Origin of the sequence: Algoriphagus halophilus, from assembly GCF_041729275.1 — a bacterium.
Classification (GTDB): domain Bacteria; phylum Bacteroidota; class Bacteroidia; order Cytophagales; family Cyclobacteriaceae; genus Algoriphagus; species Algoriphagus halophilus_A.
Map to the genome: position 1 here is coordinate 4523918 of NZ_CP146486.1, position 20576 is coordinate 4544493.

11 protein-coding genes and 8 pseudogenes are annotated in these 20576 nt (G+C 40.7%); 8 read left to right on the forward strand and 11 right to left on the reverse strand.

Annotation, left to right across the window (positions count from 1 at the left end):
- Window positions 1-39: 39 nt before the first annotated feature.
- The 7 genes and pseudogenes from V8V91_RS24300 to V8V91_RS24330 form a co-directional block, all read right to left on the reverse strand.
- Window positions 40-887, reverse strand: a pseudogene (locus V8V91_RS24300) (prephenate dehydrogenase).
- Between the two features lie 99 nt (window positions 888-986).
- Window positions 987-2129, reverse strand: coding sequence for a pyridoxal phosphate-dependent aminotransferase (locus V8V91_RS24305; RefSeq protein WP_373397644.1), 1143 nt, complete (start codon window positions 2127-2129; stop codon window positions 987-989).
- Entirely contained in the window at window positions 2129-2356 is a 228-nt protein-coding gene (locus V8V91_RS24310; RefSeq protein WP_373397645.1) for an ACT domain-containing protein, read from the reverse strand. The genes V8V91_RS24305 and V8V91_RS24310 overlap by 1 nt, the downstream gene beginning before the upstream one ends.
- 2 nt (window positions 2357-2358) lie before the next feature.
- Window positions 2359-2951 (reverse strand): annotated as a pseudogene (locus V8V91_RS24315) (prephenate dehydratase domain-containing protein).
- Between the two features lie 3 nt (window positions 2952-2954).
- Window positions 2955-4195, reverse strand: a pseudogene (locus tag V8V91_RS24320) (3-phosphoshikimate 1-carboxyvinyltransferase).
- A 118-nt stretch (window positions 4196-4313) separates the two neighbouring features.
- Window positions 4314-5249 (reverse strand): 3-dehydroquinate synthase, encoded by a 936-nt coding sequence (gene aroB / locus V8V91_RS24325; protein WP_373397646.1) that lies wholly within the window; start codon window positions 5247-5249, stop codon window positions 4314-4316.
- An 88-nt stretch (window positions 5250-5337) separates the two neighbouring features.
- Window positions 5338-6434: pseudogene (locus V8V91_RS24330) on the reverse strand (chorismate mutase).
- 520 nt (window positions 6435-6954) lie between these two features.
- On the opposite strand from V8V91_RS24330, the gene V8V91_RS24335 reads away from it, so the two are divergent.
- The 3 genes and pseudogenes from V8V91_RS24335 (at window position 6955) to V8V91_RS24345 (ending at window position 9893) form a co-directional block, all read left to right on the forward strand.
- Complete coding sequence (locus V8V91_RS24335; RefSeq protein WP_373397647.1) at window positions 6955-8139, forward strand: proline dehydrogenase family protein; 1185 nt, start codon at window positions 6955-6957, stop codon at window positions 8137-8139.
- A gap of 53 nt (window positions 8140-8192) precedes the next feature.
- A pseudogene (lysS, locus tag V8V91_RS24340) lies at window positions 8193-9735 on the forward strand (lysine--tRNA ligase); the annotation flags it as partial.
- Window positions 9736-9764: 29 nt separating this feature from the next.
- A complete protein-coding gene (locus V8V91_RS24345; protein ID WP_373397648.1) occupies window positions 9765-9893 on the forward strand; it encodes a hypothetical protein in 129 nt (42 codons plus the stop codon).
- Between the two features lie 93 nt (window positions 9894-9986).
- Here the strand turns inward: V8V91_RS24345 and V8V91_RS24350 are convergent, their stop codons facing one another.
- Window positions 9987-10724 carry a DUF4197 domain-containing protein gene (locus V8V91_RS24350; protein ID WP_373397649.1) on the reverse strand — a complete coding sequence of 246 codons (738 nt, stop codon included), beginning with the start codon at window positions 10722-10724 and terminating at the stop codon, window positions 9987-9989.
- Window positions 10725-10943: 219 nt separating this feature from the next.
- On the opposite strand from V8V91_RS24350, the pseudogene V8V91_RS24355 reads away from it, so the two are divergent.
- Window positions 10944-12157, forward strand: a pseudogene (locus V8V91_RS24355) (arginine deiminase family protein).
- Between the two features lie 20 nt (window positions 12158-12177).
- Here the strand turns inward: V8V91_RS24355 and V8V91_RS24360 are convergent.
- A pseudogene (locus V8V91_RS24360) lies at window positions 12178-14845 on the reverse strand (putative LPS assembly protein LptD).
- A gap of 222 nt (window positions 14846-15067) precedes the next feature.
- On the opposite strand from V8V91_RS24360, the gene V8V91_RS24365 reads away from it, so the two are divergent.
- From V8V91_RS24365 to V8V91_RS24375, 3 genes and pseudogenes are all read left to right on the forward strand, one after another.
- Entirely contained in the window at window positions 15068-15763 is a 696-nt protein-coding gene (locus tag V8V91_RS24365) for an N-acetylmuramoyl-L-alanine amidase (RefSeq protein ID WP_373397650.1), read from the forward strand.
- Window positions 15764-15900: 137 nt separating this feature from the next.
- A pseudogene (locus tag V8V91_RS24370) lies at window positions 15901-17509 on the forward strand (acyl-CoA carboxylase subunit beta).
- A gap of 51 nt (window positions 17510-17560) precedes the next feature.
- Window positions 17561-18403, forward strand: a complete 843-nt coding sequence (locus V8V91_RS24375) for a transglutaminase-like domain-containing protein (protein ID WP_074223417.1) — start codon at window positions 17561-17563, stop codon at window positions 18401-18403.
- Here V8V91_RS24375 and V8V91_RS24380 read toward each other — a convergent pair.
- On the reverse strand, window positions 18400-18978 hold the full coding sequence (locus V8V91_RS24380) for a redoxin domain-containing protein (RefSeq protein WP_373397651.1): 579 nt from the start codon (window positions 18976-18978) through the stop codon (window positions 18400-18402). The genes V8V91_RS24375 and V8V91_RS24380 overlap by 4 nt on opposite strands.
- A 5-nt stretch (window positions 18979-18983) precedes the next feature.
- A complete protein-coding gene (locus V8V91_RS24385) occupies window positions 18984-19613 on the reverse strand; it encodes a 4'-phosphopantetheinyl transferase superfamily protein (protein WP_074223419.1) in 630 nt (209 codons plus the stop codon).
- Between the two features lie 36 nt (window positions 19614-19649).
- Here V8V91_RS24385 and V8V91_RS24390 point away from each other — a divergent pair, with 36 nt between their 5' ends.
- The gene (locus V8V91_RS24390) at window positions 19650-20564 is read left to right on the forward strand and encodes a WD40 repeat domain-containing protein (protein WP_373397653.1); all 915 of its coding nucleotides are present in this window, start codon (window positions 19650-19652) and stop codon (window positions 20562-20564) included.
- Window positions 20565-20576 lie beyond the last annotated feature (12 nt).

The following is a 20576-nucleotide window of genomic DNA, read 5'->3' on the forward strand; positions in this document are numbered from 1 at the left end:
CACGAATGAATCGTGGTTTTCCATGTGGTTCTTTAGAGCCTATTTTTCTAGGTCTAGAATATCTCTGATTTTATTGATTTCATCCATCTCATTGAACAGCCCCTCTTTATCTTTCTGAGCTATTTTTTCACGGAATGAGGAAAGATTTGCGATATAACTATCCAAAGCACTCAAGATGTTCTCTTGATTTTCCGTGAAAATGGGCGCCCACATGGCGGGGCTTGATTTTGCCAATCGAACCGTGGAGGCAAACCCTGATCCTGCCATATCGAAGATGTTTTTCTCATCGGCCATTTTTTGTAGGACCGTTTCTCCAAGCATGAAGGAGGAAATATGAGATAGGTGGGAAACGAAGGCCAAATGACGGTCATGTTCCTCTGGATCCATGAAACGAAGCTTTAGATTCAATGCCTCAAACAATTCATACGCCTTTTCTTTCAAGTGTAAATCTGTCTTTTCCAGTTCACAAATGATCATCACTTTCCTGTCCAACAAGTCATCAAAAGCTGCTTTTGGACCAGAATATTCTGTTCCTGCAATGGGGTGTGCCGCAAGATATTGAGCTCTTTTAGGATGTTCAGCTACCAAGCTTGTTAGTTTGGATTTAGTAGAGCCTACGTCAAAGATCAGGGTAGTTGGACCCACTTGGTCCAAAGTGGCCAGCAATAAATCCCCTAGTGTATCGGCAGGGGTTGCCAATATCACCAAATCTGTATCTGAATCTGGGGTTTCCTTTGCTTCAGAAATAATCTCAAGTGTCAAGGCGTCCTTTTGATGTTGTGGGTTTGCATCATATCCAGTAATCGTCAAATCAGCTAGTTTCTTTTTGCTCCCAATGCAAAAGAACCTCCTAGAAGTCCCAGTCCAATGATGTGTATTTTTTTCATCTGTTTAGTAATATTTTATAGTTCAGATGGAATCTCGCAAGTAATAAAGCTATCTCTAAGATTGAAGAGGAAGGACTTACTCGATTTCATGGTTTATGGTTAAATGCGTTTGATGGCTTCCAAAATTTTAAATTCAGGCATACACAGAGAAAACCGGATGTAATTTTCGCCCTCTGTTCCAAAGATCTTACCTGGAGTAACAAAGATGTATTTTTCATATAGCAGAGAATCCACTATTTCTTCAGCTGTTTTTCCCTCGGGAACTTTACACCAAACGAATAAACCTGCCGCATCTTGCGCATAAGTAAGGCTTAACTTATCCGCAAGTTTCCATACAAGCTTTCTCCTGTTTTGGTACAATTCGTCCAGATCTTCAAACCAAGATTTTCCTAATCCCAAGGCAGCGATCGCTCCTTTTTGAAGACCTAGAAACATTCCGGAGTCCATATTGCTTTTTACTTTCAATATCTTTTGAAGCCAATCTGCTCTTCCTGCAAGCATCCCAACTCTCCAACCCGGCATATTGAATGTTTTACTCAAAGAATTTAATTCCAAAGCCACTTCTTCCGCCCCGTTGATGCTTAAAATGCTTAGTGGCTTTTCAGTCAGGATGTGGCTGTATGGATTATCATGAAGTAATACAATTTGATGCCTTTTGGCAAAGGCTACCAGTTCCTCAAGAATTTCAGAGGATCCTTGGGCTCCAGTAGGCATATGCGGATAATTGATCCACATCAGCTTCACCTTGCTAAGGTCTCTACGCTCTATGGATTCAAAATCCGGCCTTCCTTTTTGATTCAGGTCCAACGAATAAAATACTGGCTTTGCCTGTAATAAATTGGTGACTGAAGTATAGGTGGGGTACCCAGGATTAGGAATCAAGACCTCATCCCCTGGGTTTAAGAAAGTCATGCTGATGTGCATGATTCCTTCTTTCGAACCCATCAAAGGAAGGATTTCTTTGTCAGGTTGCAGGTTGACCCCATACGCTCTGGTATAAAAATCAGCAAATGCTATTCTTAACTCTGGAATCCCTTGATAGCTTTGGTATCCATGGGCTTGAGGGTTGTCAGCTGTATTTTTTAATGCCTCAATTACTTTTTTATCAGGGGCAAGGTCTGGACTTCCTATCCCTAAGTTGATGATTGGCTTTCCATCGGCAATCATCTGATTCACTTCCTTTAATTTGGCAGAAAAATAGTATTCCTGTACAGTTTCGATTTTCTCGGAAAATCCTTTCATTATTTTCTGCTTATGTATTCACCAAAGATTTTTACTTCTCCAAAATTTTTCTGAATGTCCTCCATGGTGGATTTGAATACCTCATGGTTTTCAAATACCGTATCGATAAAGAAGGAATATTCCCAAGGTTTATGGATCACCGGAACGGACTGGATTTTACTCAAATCCAAGTCATTTTCGCTCATGAGCGTCAGGAGTTTTGCCAACACCCCTTTTTCATTTTTCAAGGTCACTTTGATAGACGCTTTGTTTGGAACATAATCCAGACTTTCTTTTGCTTTTGCAAAATGAAAAATCTGGTGAAATTGGATTTTACTGTCTGGATGTCTTTGGCCAAGATTTCGAGGCCATAAATATCTGCAGCAATGGTGGATGCAATGGCACCAATACCTTCCCAATTTTCAGAAGAAATCTGCTTGGCAACTGCGGCAGTGTCAATATCCTCTTTCAGTTCTATATCCGGATGTTCGGCAAAAAAGCTTTGCATTGGAGCAAAGCCATTGGGTGGGAACGCACCTCTTTAATAGCTCTCAGTGTTTGACCGGGTAGGGCCATAAGCTGATGAGCAATGGGTAAGTAATATTCATCCCTGATTGTTAATTCATATCTATCCAGCAATTCATAGTTAGGGAAAATTGCCCCGGCAATAGAGTTCTCAATAGCCATGACCGCAAAGTCAGCGTCCCCATTGGCCACTGATTTTGCAACAGGCTCAAATGTGTTAAAAGAAAGAATTTCTGTCTCCTCCCCGAATTTGGTTAATGCCACCTGATGGTGAAAAGAACCTGGAACACCTTGAATGGCGATATTTAAGATTTTCATGGCTTAGGATTTGGTTTCCATTTCTATTCCCAAAATCTCACAATGCTTCCAAAAGCTTGGATAGGACTTGTTTACCACTGCAGGATCTTCAATCAAAACTTTGGTTTTGGTCAATAAGGGCATAAATGCCATTCCCATTCTATGATCATCGTAGGTATGAATTTCAACTACAGAGGGCATCGTAATGGAAGGGATCACCTGGTAAACTTCTGGTTCGATTTCCTTTAGGTCTGCATTGAATTTGGCCAATTCTTGTTGAAGTGCGTAGATTCTGTCTGTTTCCTTGATTTTCAGGCTTTCCAGTCCTGTAAAGACCGCATTTTGACCAAGAATCGCGCAGGTCACTGCCACTGTCTGGGCGAGATCCGGCAATGCGTGAAATCCCATTTTTCTAATCCTTTTACGGGCTGTTTTTGTAATAAAACCCCTCCCTCTTTAAAAGTGCTTTTGATCCCAAGGTGATCCATGATTTCCACGATTTTGGAATCTCCCTGAAGACTGTTTTCTTTTAATCCTTCCAAGAATAAAGCCCCTGAATCTGCGCAGGCAAGCAAACTGAACCAATAGCTGGCTCCTGACCAATCGCTCTCCACGGCAAATGCAGTAGCTTGGTAAGGCTGATGTGCCACAGATATTTTATTGTCTTTCCATTGGTAGTTAATGCCAAATTGAGCCATTAATTCCAGGGTCATTTCTATGTAAGTTCTAGACCCTACCTTGCCTTCCAGTTCAATCTCAAGCCCTTGGGGTAGAATCGGAGCGATCATCAACATCGCCGAAATATATTGTGAGGATACATCTCCCCTGATTTTTACCTTGTCGGCAGTTTGAGCAGATTGCCCATGAATTGCCAAAGGTGGATAACCTTCTACTCCTAAATAGTGAATTTCAGCACCAATACTTCTTAATGCATCCACCAAAATCCCAATCGGTCTTTCGCACATTCTGGGAGTGCCCGTCATGACTTTGTTTTGGTTCGTCACGGTAGCATAGGCTGTTAAAAATCGCATGGTGGTACCCGCATCCAATACATCATACACCGGAGGGTTTTTGCGAAGTAAGCGGATCATAGTTTGCGTGTCTCTGGCCTCCGCTAGGTTAGTGATTTTATTGGTTCCTTCAGTCAACGCGTCAATGACCAATACACGGTTGGATTCACTTTTGGAAGAGGGAAGTGGAATCGTCGCGGAAGAGAATTTACTTTTTTGGTTTAACTGCAAAACAGTTTTTATATCGGTACTCACGGAAATAGGATTTAAGAGAGTTCTAAGTTTTTATAGTAAAGGATTGCCTCTTCGATTTCATCCCTGGTTACCGGGATGTTGAAGGTGCATGTTCCTATTTTTTCCAATAAGGAGAACATCAGTACAGATCCTTCATTTTTTTGTCTTGAAGGCAAAGGTTCAGGATCGGTGCCAAATCTGAATCCTCAAAAGAGAACTTTCCATAAATAGAAAGGAAAGTGTGGTTAATAGTATCTAGCTCTTCTGGGCTCAGGTTTAATTTTTTCAAAGAAAGATAACCTTCACAAATCATCCCGATTGCGATGGCTTCTCCATGTAATAGGTGTTTCTCAGTATCTAAAAAATGAGATTCAAAAGCATGACCTATGGTATGGCCATAATTCAATATTTTTCGGAGGCCAGCTTCTTTTGGGTCTGCCAAAACCACTTGTTTTTTGATACCCACGGAATGTTGGATCAACCCTTTCCAATCTTGGTTTTTCCAATCATTTACATGAAGCTGCTCAAAATAGGCCTTGTCCTGAATCAGCCCATGCTTTATGATTTCGGCATAGCCAGAACGAAGTTCTTCCACTGGTAATGTCTCCAGAAACTCAGGGGAAATCATGACTGTTTCAGGTTCATTGAAGGTTCCTAAATGGTTTTTTAGGCCTTCAAAGTCTACTCCCAATTTTCCTCCAACACTGGCATCCACCTGAGATAGGAGAGTAGTTGGAATATTTATAAAACGGATTCCACGCTTGTAGATGCTTGCGCAAAATCCTCCCATGTCTCCGATTACCCCACCGCCGATGTTGATAAATAATGCTTTTCTATCCAATGCAGCTTCAGTCATTGCTGACCAAATCTCTGAACAGGTACTTAAATTTTTATTTGTTTCTCCAGCAGCTACCGTCTTGAAGATGGATTTTGAAGGGAAAATGGATTGGAGTTTGGGTAAACAATGCTGCTCAGTGTTCTGGTCTGTTAGGACGAAAAGTTGTGAAAAAGAGATGCTTTGGAGCACCTTTTCCAAATCTGAGGCAATAGAGGATGAGAAAATGACTGGATCCACCGGAATTTAATTGGGTATTTTAGTAGGTAGGCAAAAGGTTTTGGAAGGAAGACCCCTCCCAAAACCTGATAATGCTTAGCCTTTATTTTTACTTCTTAACAGCTTCAGATTCACGAAGTTGTTTTTCTTGACGCTTTACGGATTCTTCATGAATAGAATAAAGTAACTCCTTCATAAACTTTTCGCTTAGCTGACGTTGTACTCCCTTTTGAGTTCTGCTCTCCATTACATCTTTCCATCTATCTGCTTGAAATACAGTTAAATGGTGCTCTCTCTTGTGTGCGCCAATTTGATCGATTACTGCAAATCTCTCTTGAAGAATATCCAACAGCTGATCATCAAGGTGGTCAACTGCTCTTCTCAAGTCGTTTAGCTTTTCGCTTGGTTGTTCTGATACCAACGGCTTTTGAAATCGATGGCGTTCAAAATTTCCTTTAGTCTCTTTGGAGTGACTTGTTGCTTGGCATCAGACCAGGCATTATCAGGATCGTGATGCGTTTCAATCATCAAACCATCCAATCCAAAGTTGATGGCACGTTGGGAGATCTCTAGAATTCCATCTCTTTTACCTACAATGTGGGAAGGGTCATTGATTACTTCCATTCCAGTCCAAACACGCTTTAAATGGATTGGCATAGACCAATTGGGTTTGTTACGGAATCTCTTATCGTAAGCATCAGAGAAACCTCTGTGGATCGCAGCCAGTTTCGTCAAACCTACCGCATGGAATCTTTCCAAAGCTCCCATCCATAGGTCTAGGTCAGGGTTCATTGGGTTTTTTACCATTACAGGGATATCAGATCCTTTCAACGCATCTGCAATTTCCTGTACTGCAAATGGGTTGACCGTGGTTCTAGCACCTACCCATACCACGTCTACATTGTTTCTTAGTGCTATTTCGGCATGGGCAGCATTCCCCACTTCTACCGTGATAGGAATATTCAGGTGATGACGAACGATTTCCATCCACTTCAACCCTTCTTCTCCGATCCCTTCGAAGCTTCCCGGTCTTGTTCTTGGCTTCCAGATACCAGCTCTGAACATAGAAGGAATCACATTTTCTTCCTTCATCTCCAGACAAATCTTTTCGATTTGTTCAGGTGACTCGGCGCTACAAGGGCCGGCGATGATCATTGGTCCTGTTAGTCCCAGGCCCCAGTCTTTGATTTGTTTGTGCGTTTTCATACGGCTAAGCATTAAATGAAAAACCCGACTCTTTCGAATCGGGCTCTTTGTTAGTTTATGTTCTTTTAGTTTTTGGCTAGACAATAGGCGGCACCGATTCGATTTTGGCTTCGAAAGTAAAAGTAAAAGAAGGTAAAATAGATCGCTGCTGTTATTAACATGGCCCAAATGTAAGGCAGTAGGTTTTAAAATCAAAATTAATTTTTAAAGCTATTTCTGTTAAGTCGATATTAAATAGAAGAAACTTCTTGAAAATCCTATTTTTCCACTTCTTAATAGTATGGATCGGAAGATTATTCTGATTTCAATTGATTATTGTTTTTAAAATTCTTTGATATTTTTTGGTGAACATGATCCCATGCTGGAACACGGATTTCCTGAGGAACAAATTTGCTTGCAATTCAAGAATCAAAATTAAATTCTGAACCCTTCTAATTTTCCTTGGTTTATAGGATTGTTATTGACCAAAAAGCCGAGTTGAAGTAGTTTTTTTAATATCTTTGCACCTTTATTTAGAAATATGCCTACAAAACCGACTATTTCTTTCGAAAATCTGGAAATAGCCTTTGCTTCTAAAACGGATGCAGAGCTAAAAAGAACGCACTTGGTGTTTTCTTTATTGAATAATAAAACGCTTTCCGATATAGGTATTGCCTTGACCCATTTTGCTTTGAAATTAAAGTTACCGATCAAATGGATCATGAAACAAACCATGTTTGGACATTTCTGTGGTGGAGAGACCATTCAGGAAAGCATCAAGGCCTGTGAGTCCTTGGCAAACTATGGTATTGAGGCCATTTTGGATTATTCAGTGGAAGGAAAAGGGGATGAGGAAAGCTTCGAAAAGACGACGGAAGAAATTCGCCAAACCATGGTTGCTTCTGCCAAAACAGATTATATGCCTTTTGGGGTAATTAAAGTTACCGGTTTGGGTGATTACCATCCTATGATCAAAATCCAGGCAGGCGAACCCTTGACAGTTGAAGAGCAAGAGGCATATGACAGGACCAAAGCAAGAGTGGATATGCTTTGTAAAACGGCACATGATCTAGGATTGAAAATTTTGATTGATGCGGAAGAATCTTGGTTTCAGGATACAGTGGATGAACTGACCTATGATGCCATGGAAAAGTATAACAAGGAGCGTTGTGTAGTTTACAATACCTATCAGATGTACCGCCATGACATGCTCGGAAGGTTGAAAAAGGCCAAAGAAACTGCAGCACAAAAAGGATATTTGTTAGGAGCAAAATTGGTGAGAGGGGCCTATATGGAGAAAGAAGGAGAGCGGGCGGAACGCTTGAAGTATCCAAGTCCTATTCAGCCAAATAAGCAAGCAACTGATCATGATTACAATGCAGCAGTGGAGTTTTGTATATCAAATCATGAGCGGGTATTCCTGATGTGCGGTTCGCATAATGAGAATAGTAACCTTCTTGCGACAGCTTTGATGGATAAATACAATATTGATCCGAAATCTGATCAGGTATTCTTTGCGCAGCTTTATGGAATGAGTGATAATATTTCCTTCAACCTGGCCAATGCCGGTTATCGAGTGGTGAAATATGTGCCTTATGGTCCTGTAGAGAAGGTAATGCCTTATTTGACCAGACGTGCCGCAGAAAACTCCAGCATTGCTGGACAAAGCAGCCGTGAATTTGAATTGATCAAACGGGAAATGAAGCGTAGGAAAGCAGTGGCATAATTGGCTATTGGAATTGAAATTAATAGTGAATCATAAAAGAGGATAGATAAAAAATGCAACTTTTGAGCGAACAGGAAATAGAGAGAAGAAAAGACCGGGAAGAATTGATGAAATTGGGAATCAATCCTTACCCAGCGGAAGCTTTTCCATCAATGTGACTGCAGCCGACATCCATCGAAATTATGAAAATCGTAAAAACGATTACAAAAGTATTTCGATTGCAGGTCGTCTGATGAGTAGAAGAATCATGGGGTCTGCATCTTTTGGTGAAATTCAGGATTCCACCGGAAGACTTCAGATTTATGTGCGTCGTGATGACATCTGCCCGGGTGATGATAAGACTCTTTATAATTCAGTTTTCAAAAAGTTGCTGGGTATTGGAGACTTCATTGGAGTGAAGGGATATATTTTTACCACCCAAACCGGTGAGATTTCTCTTCATGTGACAGAGCTGAAAGTCCTTTCTAAATCAGTAAAACCACTTCCTGTGGTAAAAAGAGATGAGGATGGAAATGTCCATGATGGATTTACCGATCCGGAATTAAGATATAGGCAACGTTATGTGGATTTGACAGTGAATCCAGAGGTGAAAAAAACTTCATCACACGTTCCAAAATCATCACCCAGATGCGTCGTTATTTTGACGATCATGGTTGGTTAGAAGTGGAAACGCCTATTCTACAAGCTGTCCACGGAGGTGCTGCAGCCAGGCCCTTTCAAACGCATCACAATACCTTGGATATGCCTTTGTTTTTGCGGATTGCAAATGAGTTGTATCTGAAAAGATTGATCGTAGGTGGATTCGATGGTGTATATGAGTTTGGTAAAATGTTCCGAAACGAAGGTATGGACCGTACGCATAATCCAGAATTTACCTCCATGGAGATTTATGTAGCCTATAAAGATTACATCTGGATGATGGAAATGGTAGAGGAGTTGATCGAGCAGGTGACTGAGTCCATTCATGGAAAGACCAAAATCAAGGTAGGGGAAAATGAAATTGACTTTGCCGGACCATATAGAAGGTTGTCCATGTATGATTCCATCAAGGAATATGCTGGAATCGACGTCAGCCAAATGGATGAGCAAGGTTTAAGAAAGGTATGTGCGGAAATGGGAATTGCAGTCGATGACACCATGGGTAAGGGTAAATTGGTGGATGAAATCTTTGGAGAGAAAGTGGAAGCCAACTTGATCCAGCCTACCTATATCACGGATTACCCAATCGAAATGACTCCATTGGCGAAGAAGCATAGAACGGAACCAGGCTTGGTGGAGCGTTTTGAATTATTCGTAAATGGGAAGGAAATAGCCAACGCCTATACAGAATTGAATGATCCAATCGATCAAAGAGAAAGATTCGAGGATCAATTGAAATTGGCAGAACGAGGAGATGATGAAGCCATGGCCATGGATTTGGATTTTCTCCGTGCATTGGAATACGGAATGCCTCCTACCTCAGGATTAGGAATCGGAATCGATCGATTGACCATGCTTTTGACCAACAATACCACCATCCAGGAAGTATTGTTCTTCCCTCAGATGAGACCTGAAAAGAAAGCGGTAGAGTTGACAGAGGAAGAGAAGCTGGTTTTGGATTTGCTGAAAAAGAACATCCGATTGACTTGGGTAAGCTAAAAGAGCAAGCAGGACTGAGTAATAAAAAATGGGATGTGGCAATGAAAGGATTAAGCAAAAAAGAAGTGGCTAGGGTCCAAAAGGATGGAGATCTTTTGATCGTACAGTTACTTTGATCAAATGATAAAAGTAAAACCGGGCTGAAAGGCCCGGTTTTTTTGTGCATTGGAAATTCGCATTTTCCATGGAAACATTTTTAATCAGGTGGTTTAACCTCCTTGGGTTTGACTATCTGCATATCCAAAAACTTTTTGTAGCAATAAGGTACTTCTGGCAGTGACATTTTCACGGATTTTCAATTCCTCTTTGGCTATTTCATAAAAAAGTCCATCGATGGCTTTTTTAGTGACATACTTGGACAAATCGGCTTCTATGGGTTTTACTAAAGGAACTTGGTTATACCTTCCTATCACGTCTCCCCAGTATTTGGTGGCACCTACTTTATTTAAACTAGTTTCGATGATGGGTTTGAATTTTTCCTCCAATGAACCTGTGGTCTTATTTTCAAAATAGGTGGTTGCTGCGTCGTTTTCTCCCAGCAAGATGTTTTTCACATCAGTAATACTCATGTCTTTGATGGCTGCTACAAAAATGGGTTTGGCTTCAATGGCAGCATCTTCTGCAGCCCGATTGACGCTGGTAATTACTTGGTCACAAAGGTTGCCAAGTCCAATGGAACGCAAGGTGTTTTCCACTTTTTGGGCTTCTTCTGGAAAAACGATTTTAATAGCCAAATTTCCCAAATACCCATCCTCCTTGGAGAGTCGTTCCGTCGCATAGCTGGTTCCATATTCCAACGCTTGTTTGAGTCCTGAATTGATCTCTGCCTCAGTAGGGGTGCCTAACCCGAACTGCCCGCCCAATTGATTGATGGTGTCGCAACCAGAAGAAATCAGTCCCATAAAAAGAATGATTAAAACTGTATTTTTATACTTAGTGAGTTTCATGCTTTTTGTCTTTATTCTTTTTTTAGAATCGATTCAACAATAGTACCTGAAATGATTCACCAATAAAATTGTAGATTGAATACCCAATGATTTTTTTTACAATCTTATTTTCATTTAATTAATGAAAGGTTTATTTTGTTTAATTAATTATTGTAATTAATAATTTTTATTTGAAAAATATTAATAAATACCTATTATAAATATCAAATCGGTAATTATATGAATCTTAGAATAAACTCAGAATTTGGAACCCTTCGGGCTGTATTGATGCATAGACCAGGAAAGGAAATTGATCGGTTGACGCCCTACAATAAGGAGTTCTTACTTTTGAGGATGTTCCCTATTTAGAGGCCTTGCAAAAGGAACATGATGCTTTCTCCAACTTAATAAAGGAGTCCACAGGGGCCCAGGTGTATCAATTGCGGGAATTATTGATACGGGTATTATATGATGAGGATATCCTGTTGAAGTTGGTGAGAGAGTCTTTGAAAAAGTCAGGCTTGGTTCATCTGGCGGAAGATATTTTGGAAAGATTTTCTACAGCGGAGTGTGCCTCAATTTTGACTGCCGGGTTAAAAATTCACGAATTAAGAAAGAAAATACCCAATCTAAACTCTGGTGAACTGATGGAGTCTGCCTTTGCGATTTCACCATGTCCCAACTTGTATTTTCAACGAGACCCCATGGCGTTGACTCCCGGTGGAATTATTTTTTCAAGCATGAAAATGGACGGAAGACAAAGAGAAGCGGATTTGTTGCGGACGATATTTGAAAACCATGCTGACTTTAAGGATAATGTCAATCGATTGTATCCTATCCAGGGGCATGATAATCCTCCAAGTATTGAGGGAGGAGATATCATCGTCTTATCCGGAAAAGCAGTGGCCATAGGGAATTCTGAGAGAACCGATGAAAAAGCGATTTACCATGCTGCCAAAGCCATGTTGACTGAAGGGACAGTAGAACGGGTTTACGAAGTGCATCTTCCTCATAAGCGGAATTACATGCATTTAGATACAGTCTTCACCATCTTGGATGAAAACCTGGTATTAACCTACCCTGATGCACTCAACTCGGTATTGCAGACTTCCTGTTATACATTGAAGGAAATAAAAGACGATAAAGTCCATATCAAAAGAGAGGTGTCGAATGAGTCTCTTTTAACCATCCTTGAGCGTGAAATTCCACATTTGGAAATCCTACACACTGCTGATGGGAATCCCGATTATTCCCTCCGTGAGCAATGGTTCGATGGAGCCAATGTATTTGCCATTGGACCCAGAAGGGTGATCTCCTACAATAGAAACATTCATACTAATCGGGCACTAAGACAATTGGGAGTCGATGTATTGGAGATTCCTTCCTCTGAACTTTCAAGAGGACTTGGAGGGCCAAGGTGTATGACAATGCCTTTAAGTAGGTCTAGAGTTTAAGGGATTGTATGTCAGCTAAATTATCTATCAAAGAAAGATCTTCTTCTGGACACTTTTAAGTCTTGAAGGATGCTTGATTTTACCCGAATATCAATATTGTAGGAAGTAAATCGGCCAAATGGAATCCAGCTGACATTCATTTGCCAACAGTGGAGGTCCCTTGCAATCCCGATCATTGACTGGGTGATCTTTTGTGTTTGTAAGTCTATACCTGTATTGAAATTGATTTTCCACTTCTCAGACAAAGAAAAGTCTCCATTCAAATTCATTCCTTGGGTAATGTTGGTGGTCCCTGTGGTCTGTTTGCTATAACTCAAATTATAGCCAAAACTCAAGTTCCAGGGGATATTCCAATCAATGTATTGACTAGGGTCTGATAGCGATCTGAATTTCGCTCTCCACAAATTCATTGAGAACTCCTCCCTGCTGCATAAAATTGGAAGTAACTTCATCCCTTACTTCTCCTGGTGTTTTATTTCCGCCGGGGTTCAAGGACATATTCATATTCAGGGAAGCATTTCGAATAGTACCAATTCCCTGTCCATTGTTCCAGGCAAATTCATTGATCCGTCTGATCGTTTCTTCTCCTGTACCGCTCAGGAAAGTCCGAGTGGCATAAGGATCCAAGGTGGTACTCATATTGACGGAAAGTTTCCTTTCAAAAAAGCTTGTTCTGGCGCTTATGCTAAAAGGGGCAAGGTTAAAGGAATCAGCGGCGAAATTGTAGCTCGTGCTCAAGTTGAGCGTCTCCAATAATGGGATTTTTTTGGTGGTAGCCTCTGCTGTATCTGATTCCGTTTTGATTTTGGCTTCCAATACATTTCTCAAATTAAAGGTCATGGCCCTTGATTCGCCCACTGCAGCCCCCATAGATAAATCCTTGATGTCTGGATAAAAGTCGAGTATCCCCTTCTTCATTTATCTGAACCTCTTGGTAGTATCCAAATCTTGGATCTGAAAAGTCCGGTCTAAAACTAAACCCAATGGAAGGTTGGATGTGCTGCCTGATTGTTTGGATTTTCCCATTTCCTTTGAAATTGAAGAAACCATAAACGTTGGTGTTGAGCGCAAAAGAAGAACTATACGTACCTATTCGGTTGAAGCCATCTTCCAGAATTTTATCCACCCGTTGCTCAGAAGCATTGTAATAATTGATTCTGTTGAGGTACCAAAGTTCCTGGTAATTAAAGGAAGCGGTACCTGTAAAGTATTTAAACAGGGTGAAATTAGAGGAAATCGGAATGGTACTTCTTGCTCCATTACTTGCATTGTCCAATAAAAGACTTGCATTTGCAAGGTTGAACGGAATGTATTGAGTCTGTTCAGACCCGGTAGATAGGTCAGTGGGTACCCCAAAGGATTGATCTACCCGGTTGGTGATGGAGTTTTGCAAGGCAAAATTCCAGGCAATGTTTAAGGTTTTTAAGGGCTCAAACTTCACATTTCTAAAAGGACTCTGTCGATTCATATTGACAGAAATAGAAGGGAGGTCCAACCGCACTTCCCCAGTGGTCACACTCTGGGAATGCCTCATATTGGCAGACATGGAAAAAGGGGTGCCCGTGAAAGTCTTAGAATAGGCGACATTAGAGGTGAATTCAGAAGTAATGTTATTCTGGAAATTATTCTGATTGATCACATTGTTGAAATAACTGGTACTTCCTGCATTAACTGAGGCAGAAAATCTACTATTCCCTCTCGATTCAGGGGTATGACTCCATTGGATTCTAAAAGTATTGTAATTGACCGGATTTAATTCGGTTTCGGGAGAGACGAATTTCTGGAAGTCAATATTAAAGCTCCCCCCATATCGGTAGCGCTTTTTATATACTGCTTGAGACTTTGCACCCCAACCCCTTTGGAGTAAATATCTCCTGTAAATCGGGCGTGGATGTAGTCATTGATTGCAAAGTAATACCCAAAATCTCTAAGATAAAGTCCTCTGACTTGCTCACTACCATAGGATGGGAACACTATCCCTGATGCTTTCTCTTCAGGTGTGTCGGGAATAATCCCAAAAGGCAACCCTAATGGCGTGGGAATTCCATTGAAGTACAGGTTAAATGGACCTGATACCACTTGCTTTCCCTGAATGGATTTGATTTTGTTGGAGGAGATATGCCAGTGAGGTTCTGTTAACTTACAAGTGGTATAATAACCATGACTCAGGTAGATGCTTCCGTCCTCCGTTTTTTTGATGGTTTCTCCCCGTAAAACCCCATCCTGCTGCTCCGTCACAACATCCTTGATAATGGCCTTTTGAGTAGCAAAATTATAGCGCATCTCCTTTCTGATCTCATAGACGCTGGGGCCATCTTTAAAAAACGGATTGCCTGTAATATTTCCTAAACTATCCGTCACTCCTGAGGCGTAAAGCATGGAGTTTTTCCAATCTATGACGATTAGATCTGCCTCAAGCTTCATCTGCCCATACTCAAACCAAGCTTTATTGTAGAGGTAAACTTTGTTTTCAGTGAAGTCAGATACGATACTATCTTCCGCATAATAGGTAATATCTGAGGTAATTGGCCCAGTGGGCATAATTTTTGCCAAACTATCAGATGGCAAAGTGTCGGTTAATGCAGGAGGGTTAGATTCTGGCAATGTATCTAACAGGGGTGAAGCCAAGGTGTCAGGCACCACTAACCTCCGCTCTGTTTGTCTAGTAGGTTGTTGTGCAGCTACCATTACTGGAGCAATCAATAAACCGAATAGTGAAAATAAAAGGAGTCTAAATCCCTGCACAGTTGATTGCGCTTTGTTTAATTTGTGTAAAATTTCGCGTAAAGTTAATTCTATTGCCCTCATGGAACGGTCCAAAAGCAAAAAATTCTTATCTCTTTAATTATCCTAATCCCATTTGTCTTCGGAGGATTCATATCTAACGAATCAATGATGCCAGCGTTTCGCATGAAGAAGATTGTTATCGATGCGGGTCACGGTGGTAAAGACCCTGGGAATCTTGGTTCAAGGTCCAAAGAAAAGAATATTAATCTAGCTGTCGCACTATTAGTAGGTAAATATATAGAAGAATACCTTCCAGATGTGGAAGTTATCTACACAAGAAAAGACGATAGCTTTCCAGAATTGAAAGAAAGACCGATCATAGCCAATAATAATAAGGCGGACTTATTTGTTTCCATCCACTCAAACTCTGCTCCTAACCGTTCTGCTTACGGTACTGAGACGTTTGTGATGGGGATGAAGCATTTTGATGCCAACTTCGACATTGTAAAAAGAGAAAACTCTGTCATCTACTTGGAGGATAACTACGAAGAAAATTATGAGGGTTTTGATCCAAAATCACCAGAGTCTTACATGACTTTTAATTTGTTGTCAAAAGTACATTTTGAGAATTCGGTCACCCTTGCTGATCATGTAGAGACCCAATTTAAAAATCGGGTAGGAAGAAAAAGCAGAGGGGTAAAACAAGGTCCTTTTTATGTGCTTTGGACCCCATCCATGCCAAGTGTGTTGATCGAACTTGGTTTCTTGTCCAACAGTGAAGAAGAACGATTCTTGATGAGTCAAAAAGGACAGGAATACATGGCCTCAGCTATTTTTAGATCCATTCGGGATTACAAAGAAGGGATAGAGGCTAATTAATAGCTGAATTCACACGAATCATTTAGCCCTTTTTCAACTCGGAAAAGGGCTTTTGTTTATATTCAAACAAACTCTTAGGTTCAAAATTGAGTTTGAAAACTGTAAACCCAAATTTCATCATGAAGTCAAACACCTCTATGGAAACCCCTACTTTTAAATTCCTTCTTGATCAATTAAAATCTAAAACTGAACAGGTAAAACTGGGCGGAGGTGTCAAAAGGATTGAAAAAGAACATGCTAAAGGAAAGCTTACCGCCCGGGAGAGAATTGAGTATTTGATAGATGCAGGTTCTGAATTTTTGGAAGTTGGGGCTTTTGCAGCAGATGGGATGTATTTAGAAGAGGGGGATGTCCTTCTGCAGGCGTGGTTACCGGGATAGGATATGTTCAGGGGAGGATGGTGGTAATTGTAGCAAATGATGCCACTGTCAAAGCAGGAGCCTGGTTTCCGATGACAGCCAAAAAAATTTAAGAGCTCAGGAAATTGCGATGGTAAACCATCTTCCTATCATTTACTTGGTGGATAGTGCGGGAGTATTTCTGCCCATGCAAAATGAGATTTTTCCCGATAAAGAGCATTTTGGAAGACAGTTTAGAAACAATGCTAAAATGTCCGCCATGGGCATCGTTCAAATAGCGGCAATTATGGGAAGTTGTGTGGCTGGAGGGGCTTATTTACCGATTATGTCTGATGAAGCCATGATTGTGGATAAAACAGGATCTATCTTTTTGGCAGGTTCTTATTTGGTAAAGGCCGCAATTGGGGAATCCGTGGATAATGAGACCTTAGGAGGAGCAACTACACATTGTGAAATTTCCGGGGTAACGGACAATAAATATGAAAGTGACCAAGAGTGCCTGGATGCGATCCGGGCTATTTTTGATAAAATAGGGGAGAATCCCCATGCTGGATTTGATAGAAAAGAGCCCAAAGGTCCCGCTTTATCTGGAGATGAACTCCTTTCGGTTTTTCCCTTGGAACGGGTGAAACCTTATGATATGCACGAAGTAATCTCAGGCTTGGTAGATGGGGGAGAACTGGATGAGTATAAAAAGGATTATGGAAAAACATTGATCTGTGGAACAGCCAGGATAGATGGATGGGCCGTAGGAATTGTTGCCAACCAGCGCAAAATCGTTAAAACTGCCAAAGGAGAAATGCAGATGGGAGGGGTGATTTATTCCGACTCAGCTGATAAAGCGGCAAGGTTTATCATGAACTGCAATCAGCGCAAGATTCCGTTGGTATTCTTGCAGGATGTGAGCGGATTTATGGTAGGAAGTAAAGCGGAACATGGAGGTATCATCAAGGATGGTGCAAAAATGGTGAATGCCATGGCGAACTCCGTGGTGCCGAAGTTCACGATTATTCTAGGGAATTCATATGGGGCAGGCAATTATGCCATGTGCGGGAAAGCGTACGATCCCCGTTTGATTTATTCTTGGCCCACAGCCCAAATGGCGGTGATGTCAGGGGCTTCAGCAGCAAAAACCTTATTACAAATCAAAGTGGCTTCCCTAAAAAAGAAGGGGCAGGAAATTAGTGGAGAGGATGAGAAAGAATTGCTCCAAGAGATTACAGAAAAGTATAATGAGGAGCTAAGTCCTTATTATTCAGCAGCTAGACTTTGGGTGGATGGGGTGATTGATCCCCAGGAAACCAGAAAAGTCATTAGCATGGGGATTGAAGCTGCCAATCATGCTCCAATTTCAGAGAGATTTAACGTAGGAGTTATTCAAACTTAAAGACAATTTCATTAAATTATTACAACATCCATTCTTTCAAGAAATTTGCATATGAGTAACTTGACTCCAGCAGAGTTAAACGCTTTGGTTTCGCTTTTAGATGACACAGATTCTGAAGTAAGAAATCATGTGAGAGATCGAATAATTTCCTTGGGAACGGAGATTATTCCATTTCTAGAAGAAAAATGGGAAACAAGCTTCAATCCTGAAATTCAAAAGGAAATCGAGGAGCTGGTTCACGATCTTCAATTTTCTTTATTGAAAAAGAGGTTGTTGGATTGGAAAGAGTCTGAAGATCGGGATTTGTTGACAGGGTTATGGATCATCAATACCTACCAGTATCCTGATTTGGAATATGAAAAGCTGAATGCTGAAATGCACCAGATCTACTTTGAAGTTTGGACAGCCTTTAAAAATGATTTGGCTCCCTACGATCAAATCAGAACCATCAACAATGTATTGTTTAATACACTCCGGTTTACAGCCAATACCAAGAATTTTCATTCTCCTGCCAACAGTATGCTTTCCTCGGTATTGGATTCCAAAAGAGGAAATCCACTCAGTCTTTGTGCGATATATTTATTGGTTGGAAAAAAATTAGGCCTTCCAATCTATGGAGTGAACTTGCCCAATCTTTTTGTACTGACCTATAAAACAAAAGACCTGACATTTTACATTAACGCATTCAATAAGGGACTGATCTTTAGCAAGCAGGATATTTTTAATTATTTGGAACACCTGAAGTTAGAACCTAAAGAGGAGTACTTCGAACCCTGTGCCTATTTACAGATCTTATTAAGAACCCTTAGGAACCTTGGCAACTCCTTTGAGAAATTGGGGGAGATGGAAAAAGTGGAGGAGGTGAAAGAAATGATTGCTATTCTCTCAGATTAGAAACTTCTGACGTTGCATCCTACGGCCCTGACTTGGCCTGGGCTAGGCTGTTCCCCTTTTAAGATTTGATTGATGGCTCTTTCCAAATACTTTTCAGTGACAGATCCTGCTGCTTGTGCATTATTGTCAATGGCCCCTCTATAGGCAGTAATTAATCCATCGGAACTAGGAGTGATGATTACAACTTCAGGGATTTTGGTAATGTGAAAAAATTTGATCCAATCCTGATTGATATCCATTAAATAGGACATGTTTAACCCCGACTCATCAATAAATTTTCTTAAATCAGAGGCTTTTTGGTTTTCAGGATTTGGATCTGAATTCACCAGCGCAAAATCAATTCCCTGGTTCTGATACCTTGTTCGGATATCGATGATTCTTTCTTCATACATTTTGACAAAGGGGCAGGAAGTACTGTGAAAAATCAAAACCAATGCTTTTTGATTTACTTCATTCTCAAGTAAAAAAGGCTTTTCCGTCACTGCATCTTGTAGGCTAAGGCTGTTGATGTCTTGAGCCACAGCATATTCCGTAGATAGGTAAAGGAAAAATAGGATGGAGTAAATTCTTTTCATGGTAGTTACCAAATTGTATAGGTTAATACGGTATCATTGATCACCCGTGCATGTACCGTATAATGGTGATCCGAATAGTCAGTTTCTCTAATTCTGGCTTTAATGACCGTGGCATCGGGAGAAAATGGTTCTAAGAGGATATTATCTCTAAAACTGACTCCTCTTCTGCCTTGACATTTAAAAATTGACTCTTTCGCTGACCAAGCCAATGTATAATGTAAGGGATCCTTTTCCAGAAAATCCAGTTCGGACGGGTCGAGAAAACGAAACCCAATCCGGAGGATTTTTTCACGGATGATGTCCATATCAATTCCCACAGGAGTATCCCTATGGAAAATAGCACCCGCTAATCCTTCTGTATGAGAAAGGGAGACAAACCCATTCCCATTCATGGAGTGAGATTTACCATGTTCATCTTTAAAAAATCCAGGATAGGGGATATACAAGGTATCCAACGCGTCTTTAATGGCTCTTCTTGCTGTAGCCCATTCCATCCTTTTTTCGGGGTGGGAGATATTCGCATAGGATAGTTTTTCTCTAAAACTCAAGAAATCTAAACTATCTACATCATGCGTCTCAATAATCTTGATGGCTAAAGCCGAGGAAGAATCAATTTTTTCTATTTTTGTTTGCATAGGCCAATAGGGCACCGCTAAGTCATCGTCCAATATATGTCAAAAATTCAAGTAAATAAATTACAAACGCTGACAGGGCATAATGACTGCATTTATGCTTTGACAGAAGGAAGTGATCCAAGTTTCTTTTATACAGGTGCTGGAGATGGCATGGTCGTAGAGTGGGACCTTGATCATCCAAAAGATGGGAAATTGATCGCCAAACTTCCGCATTCAGTGTATGCCATGGAAGTAGATAAAGAGAGGAATTTGCTCTTCATTGGGCATAACTTCGAGGGAATCCATGTCATCGACCTGAATGAAAATAAAGAAGTATGGTCATTGAAATTTACTGATCAGGCGATTTTTGATATTAAGATTTTTGGAAATGAGGCCTATGTGGGGACAGGAGACGGGATTTTGGTCATTATTGACATTCCCAGTCAGTCCTTGAAAAAGCGGGTTAAACTCAGTTCCAAAAGTATTCGGGTCATGACCATTTCTCCCGTCAAAAAGCATTTGGCTATTGGTCTTAGTGATCATACGATCAAAGTGCTGGATTTGAGAGATGATTTCCAGCCCGTTGCAAACCTCATTGGTCACGAAAACTCTGTATTTGCACTTTCTTATTCCCCAGATGAAGCCAGTCTTGTCAGTGGAGCCAGGGATGCTAGACTGAAGTTTTGGAATACAGACAATTATCAGTTGGAAGAAACCATCGTGGCACATATGTATGCCATTAATTATATATCTTTCAAAGAAGATGGGAATTTTCTGGTGTCCTGTTCCATGGATAAATCCATTAAAGTTTGGGATGCCAAAGAGAAAAAACTCTTGAAAGTAATTGACAAAGCAAGAAATGCCGGACACGGCACATCCATAAATAAAGTACTTTGGAGTACCTATTCAGGGCAGGTAATATCTATATCTGATGACCGTACAATTTCCATTTGGCAAATAGAAGCAAGCTAACCCATGAAGATC

Bases quoted from the DNA above. Each gene is read 5' to 3' on its own strand.
- V8V91_RS24350 (WP_373397649.1), bottom strand. From the start codon at position 10,724: ATGAAACTCACTAAGTATAAAAATACAGTTTTAATCATTCTTTTTATG.
- V8V91_RS24390 (WP_373397653.1), top strand. From the start codon at position 19,650: ATGTCAAAAATTCAAGTAAATAAATTACAAACGCTGACAGGGCATAAT.
- V8V91_RS24380 (WP_373397651.1), bottom strand. From the start codon at position 18,978: ATGAAAAGAATTTACTCCATCCTATTTTTCCTTTACCTATCTACGGAA.
- V8V91_RS24335 (WP_373397647.1), top strand. From the start codon at position 6,955: ATGCCTACAAAACCGACTATTTCTTTCGAAAATCTGGAAATAGCCTTT.
- V8V91_RS24365 (WP_373397650.1), top strand. From the start codon at position 15,068: ATGAAGAAGATTGTTATCGATGCGGGTCACGGTGGTAAAGACCCTGGG.
- V8V91_RS24305 (WP_373397644.1), bottom strand. From the start codon at position 2,129: ATGAAAGGATTTTCCGAGAAAATCGAAACTGTACAGGAATACTATTTT.
- V8V91_RS24385 (WP_074223419.1), bottom strand. From the start codon at position 19,613: ATGCAAACAAAAATAGAAAAAATTGATTCTTCCTCGGCTTTAGCCATC.
- V8V91_RS24375 (WP_074223417.1), top strand. From the start codon at position 17,561: ATGAGTAACTTGACTCCAGCAGAGTTAAACGCTTTGGTTTCGCTTTTA.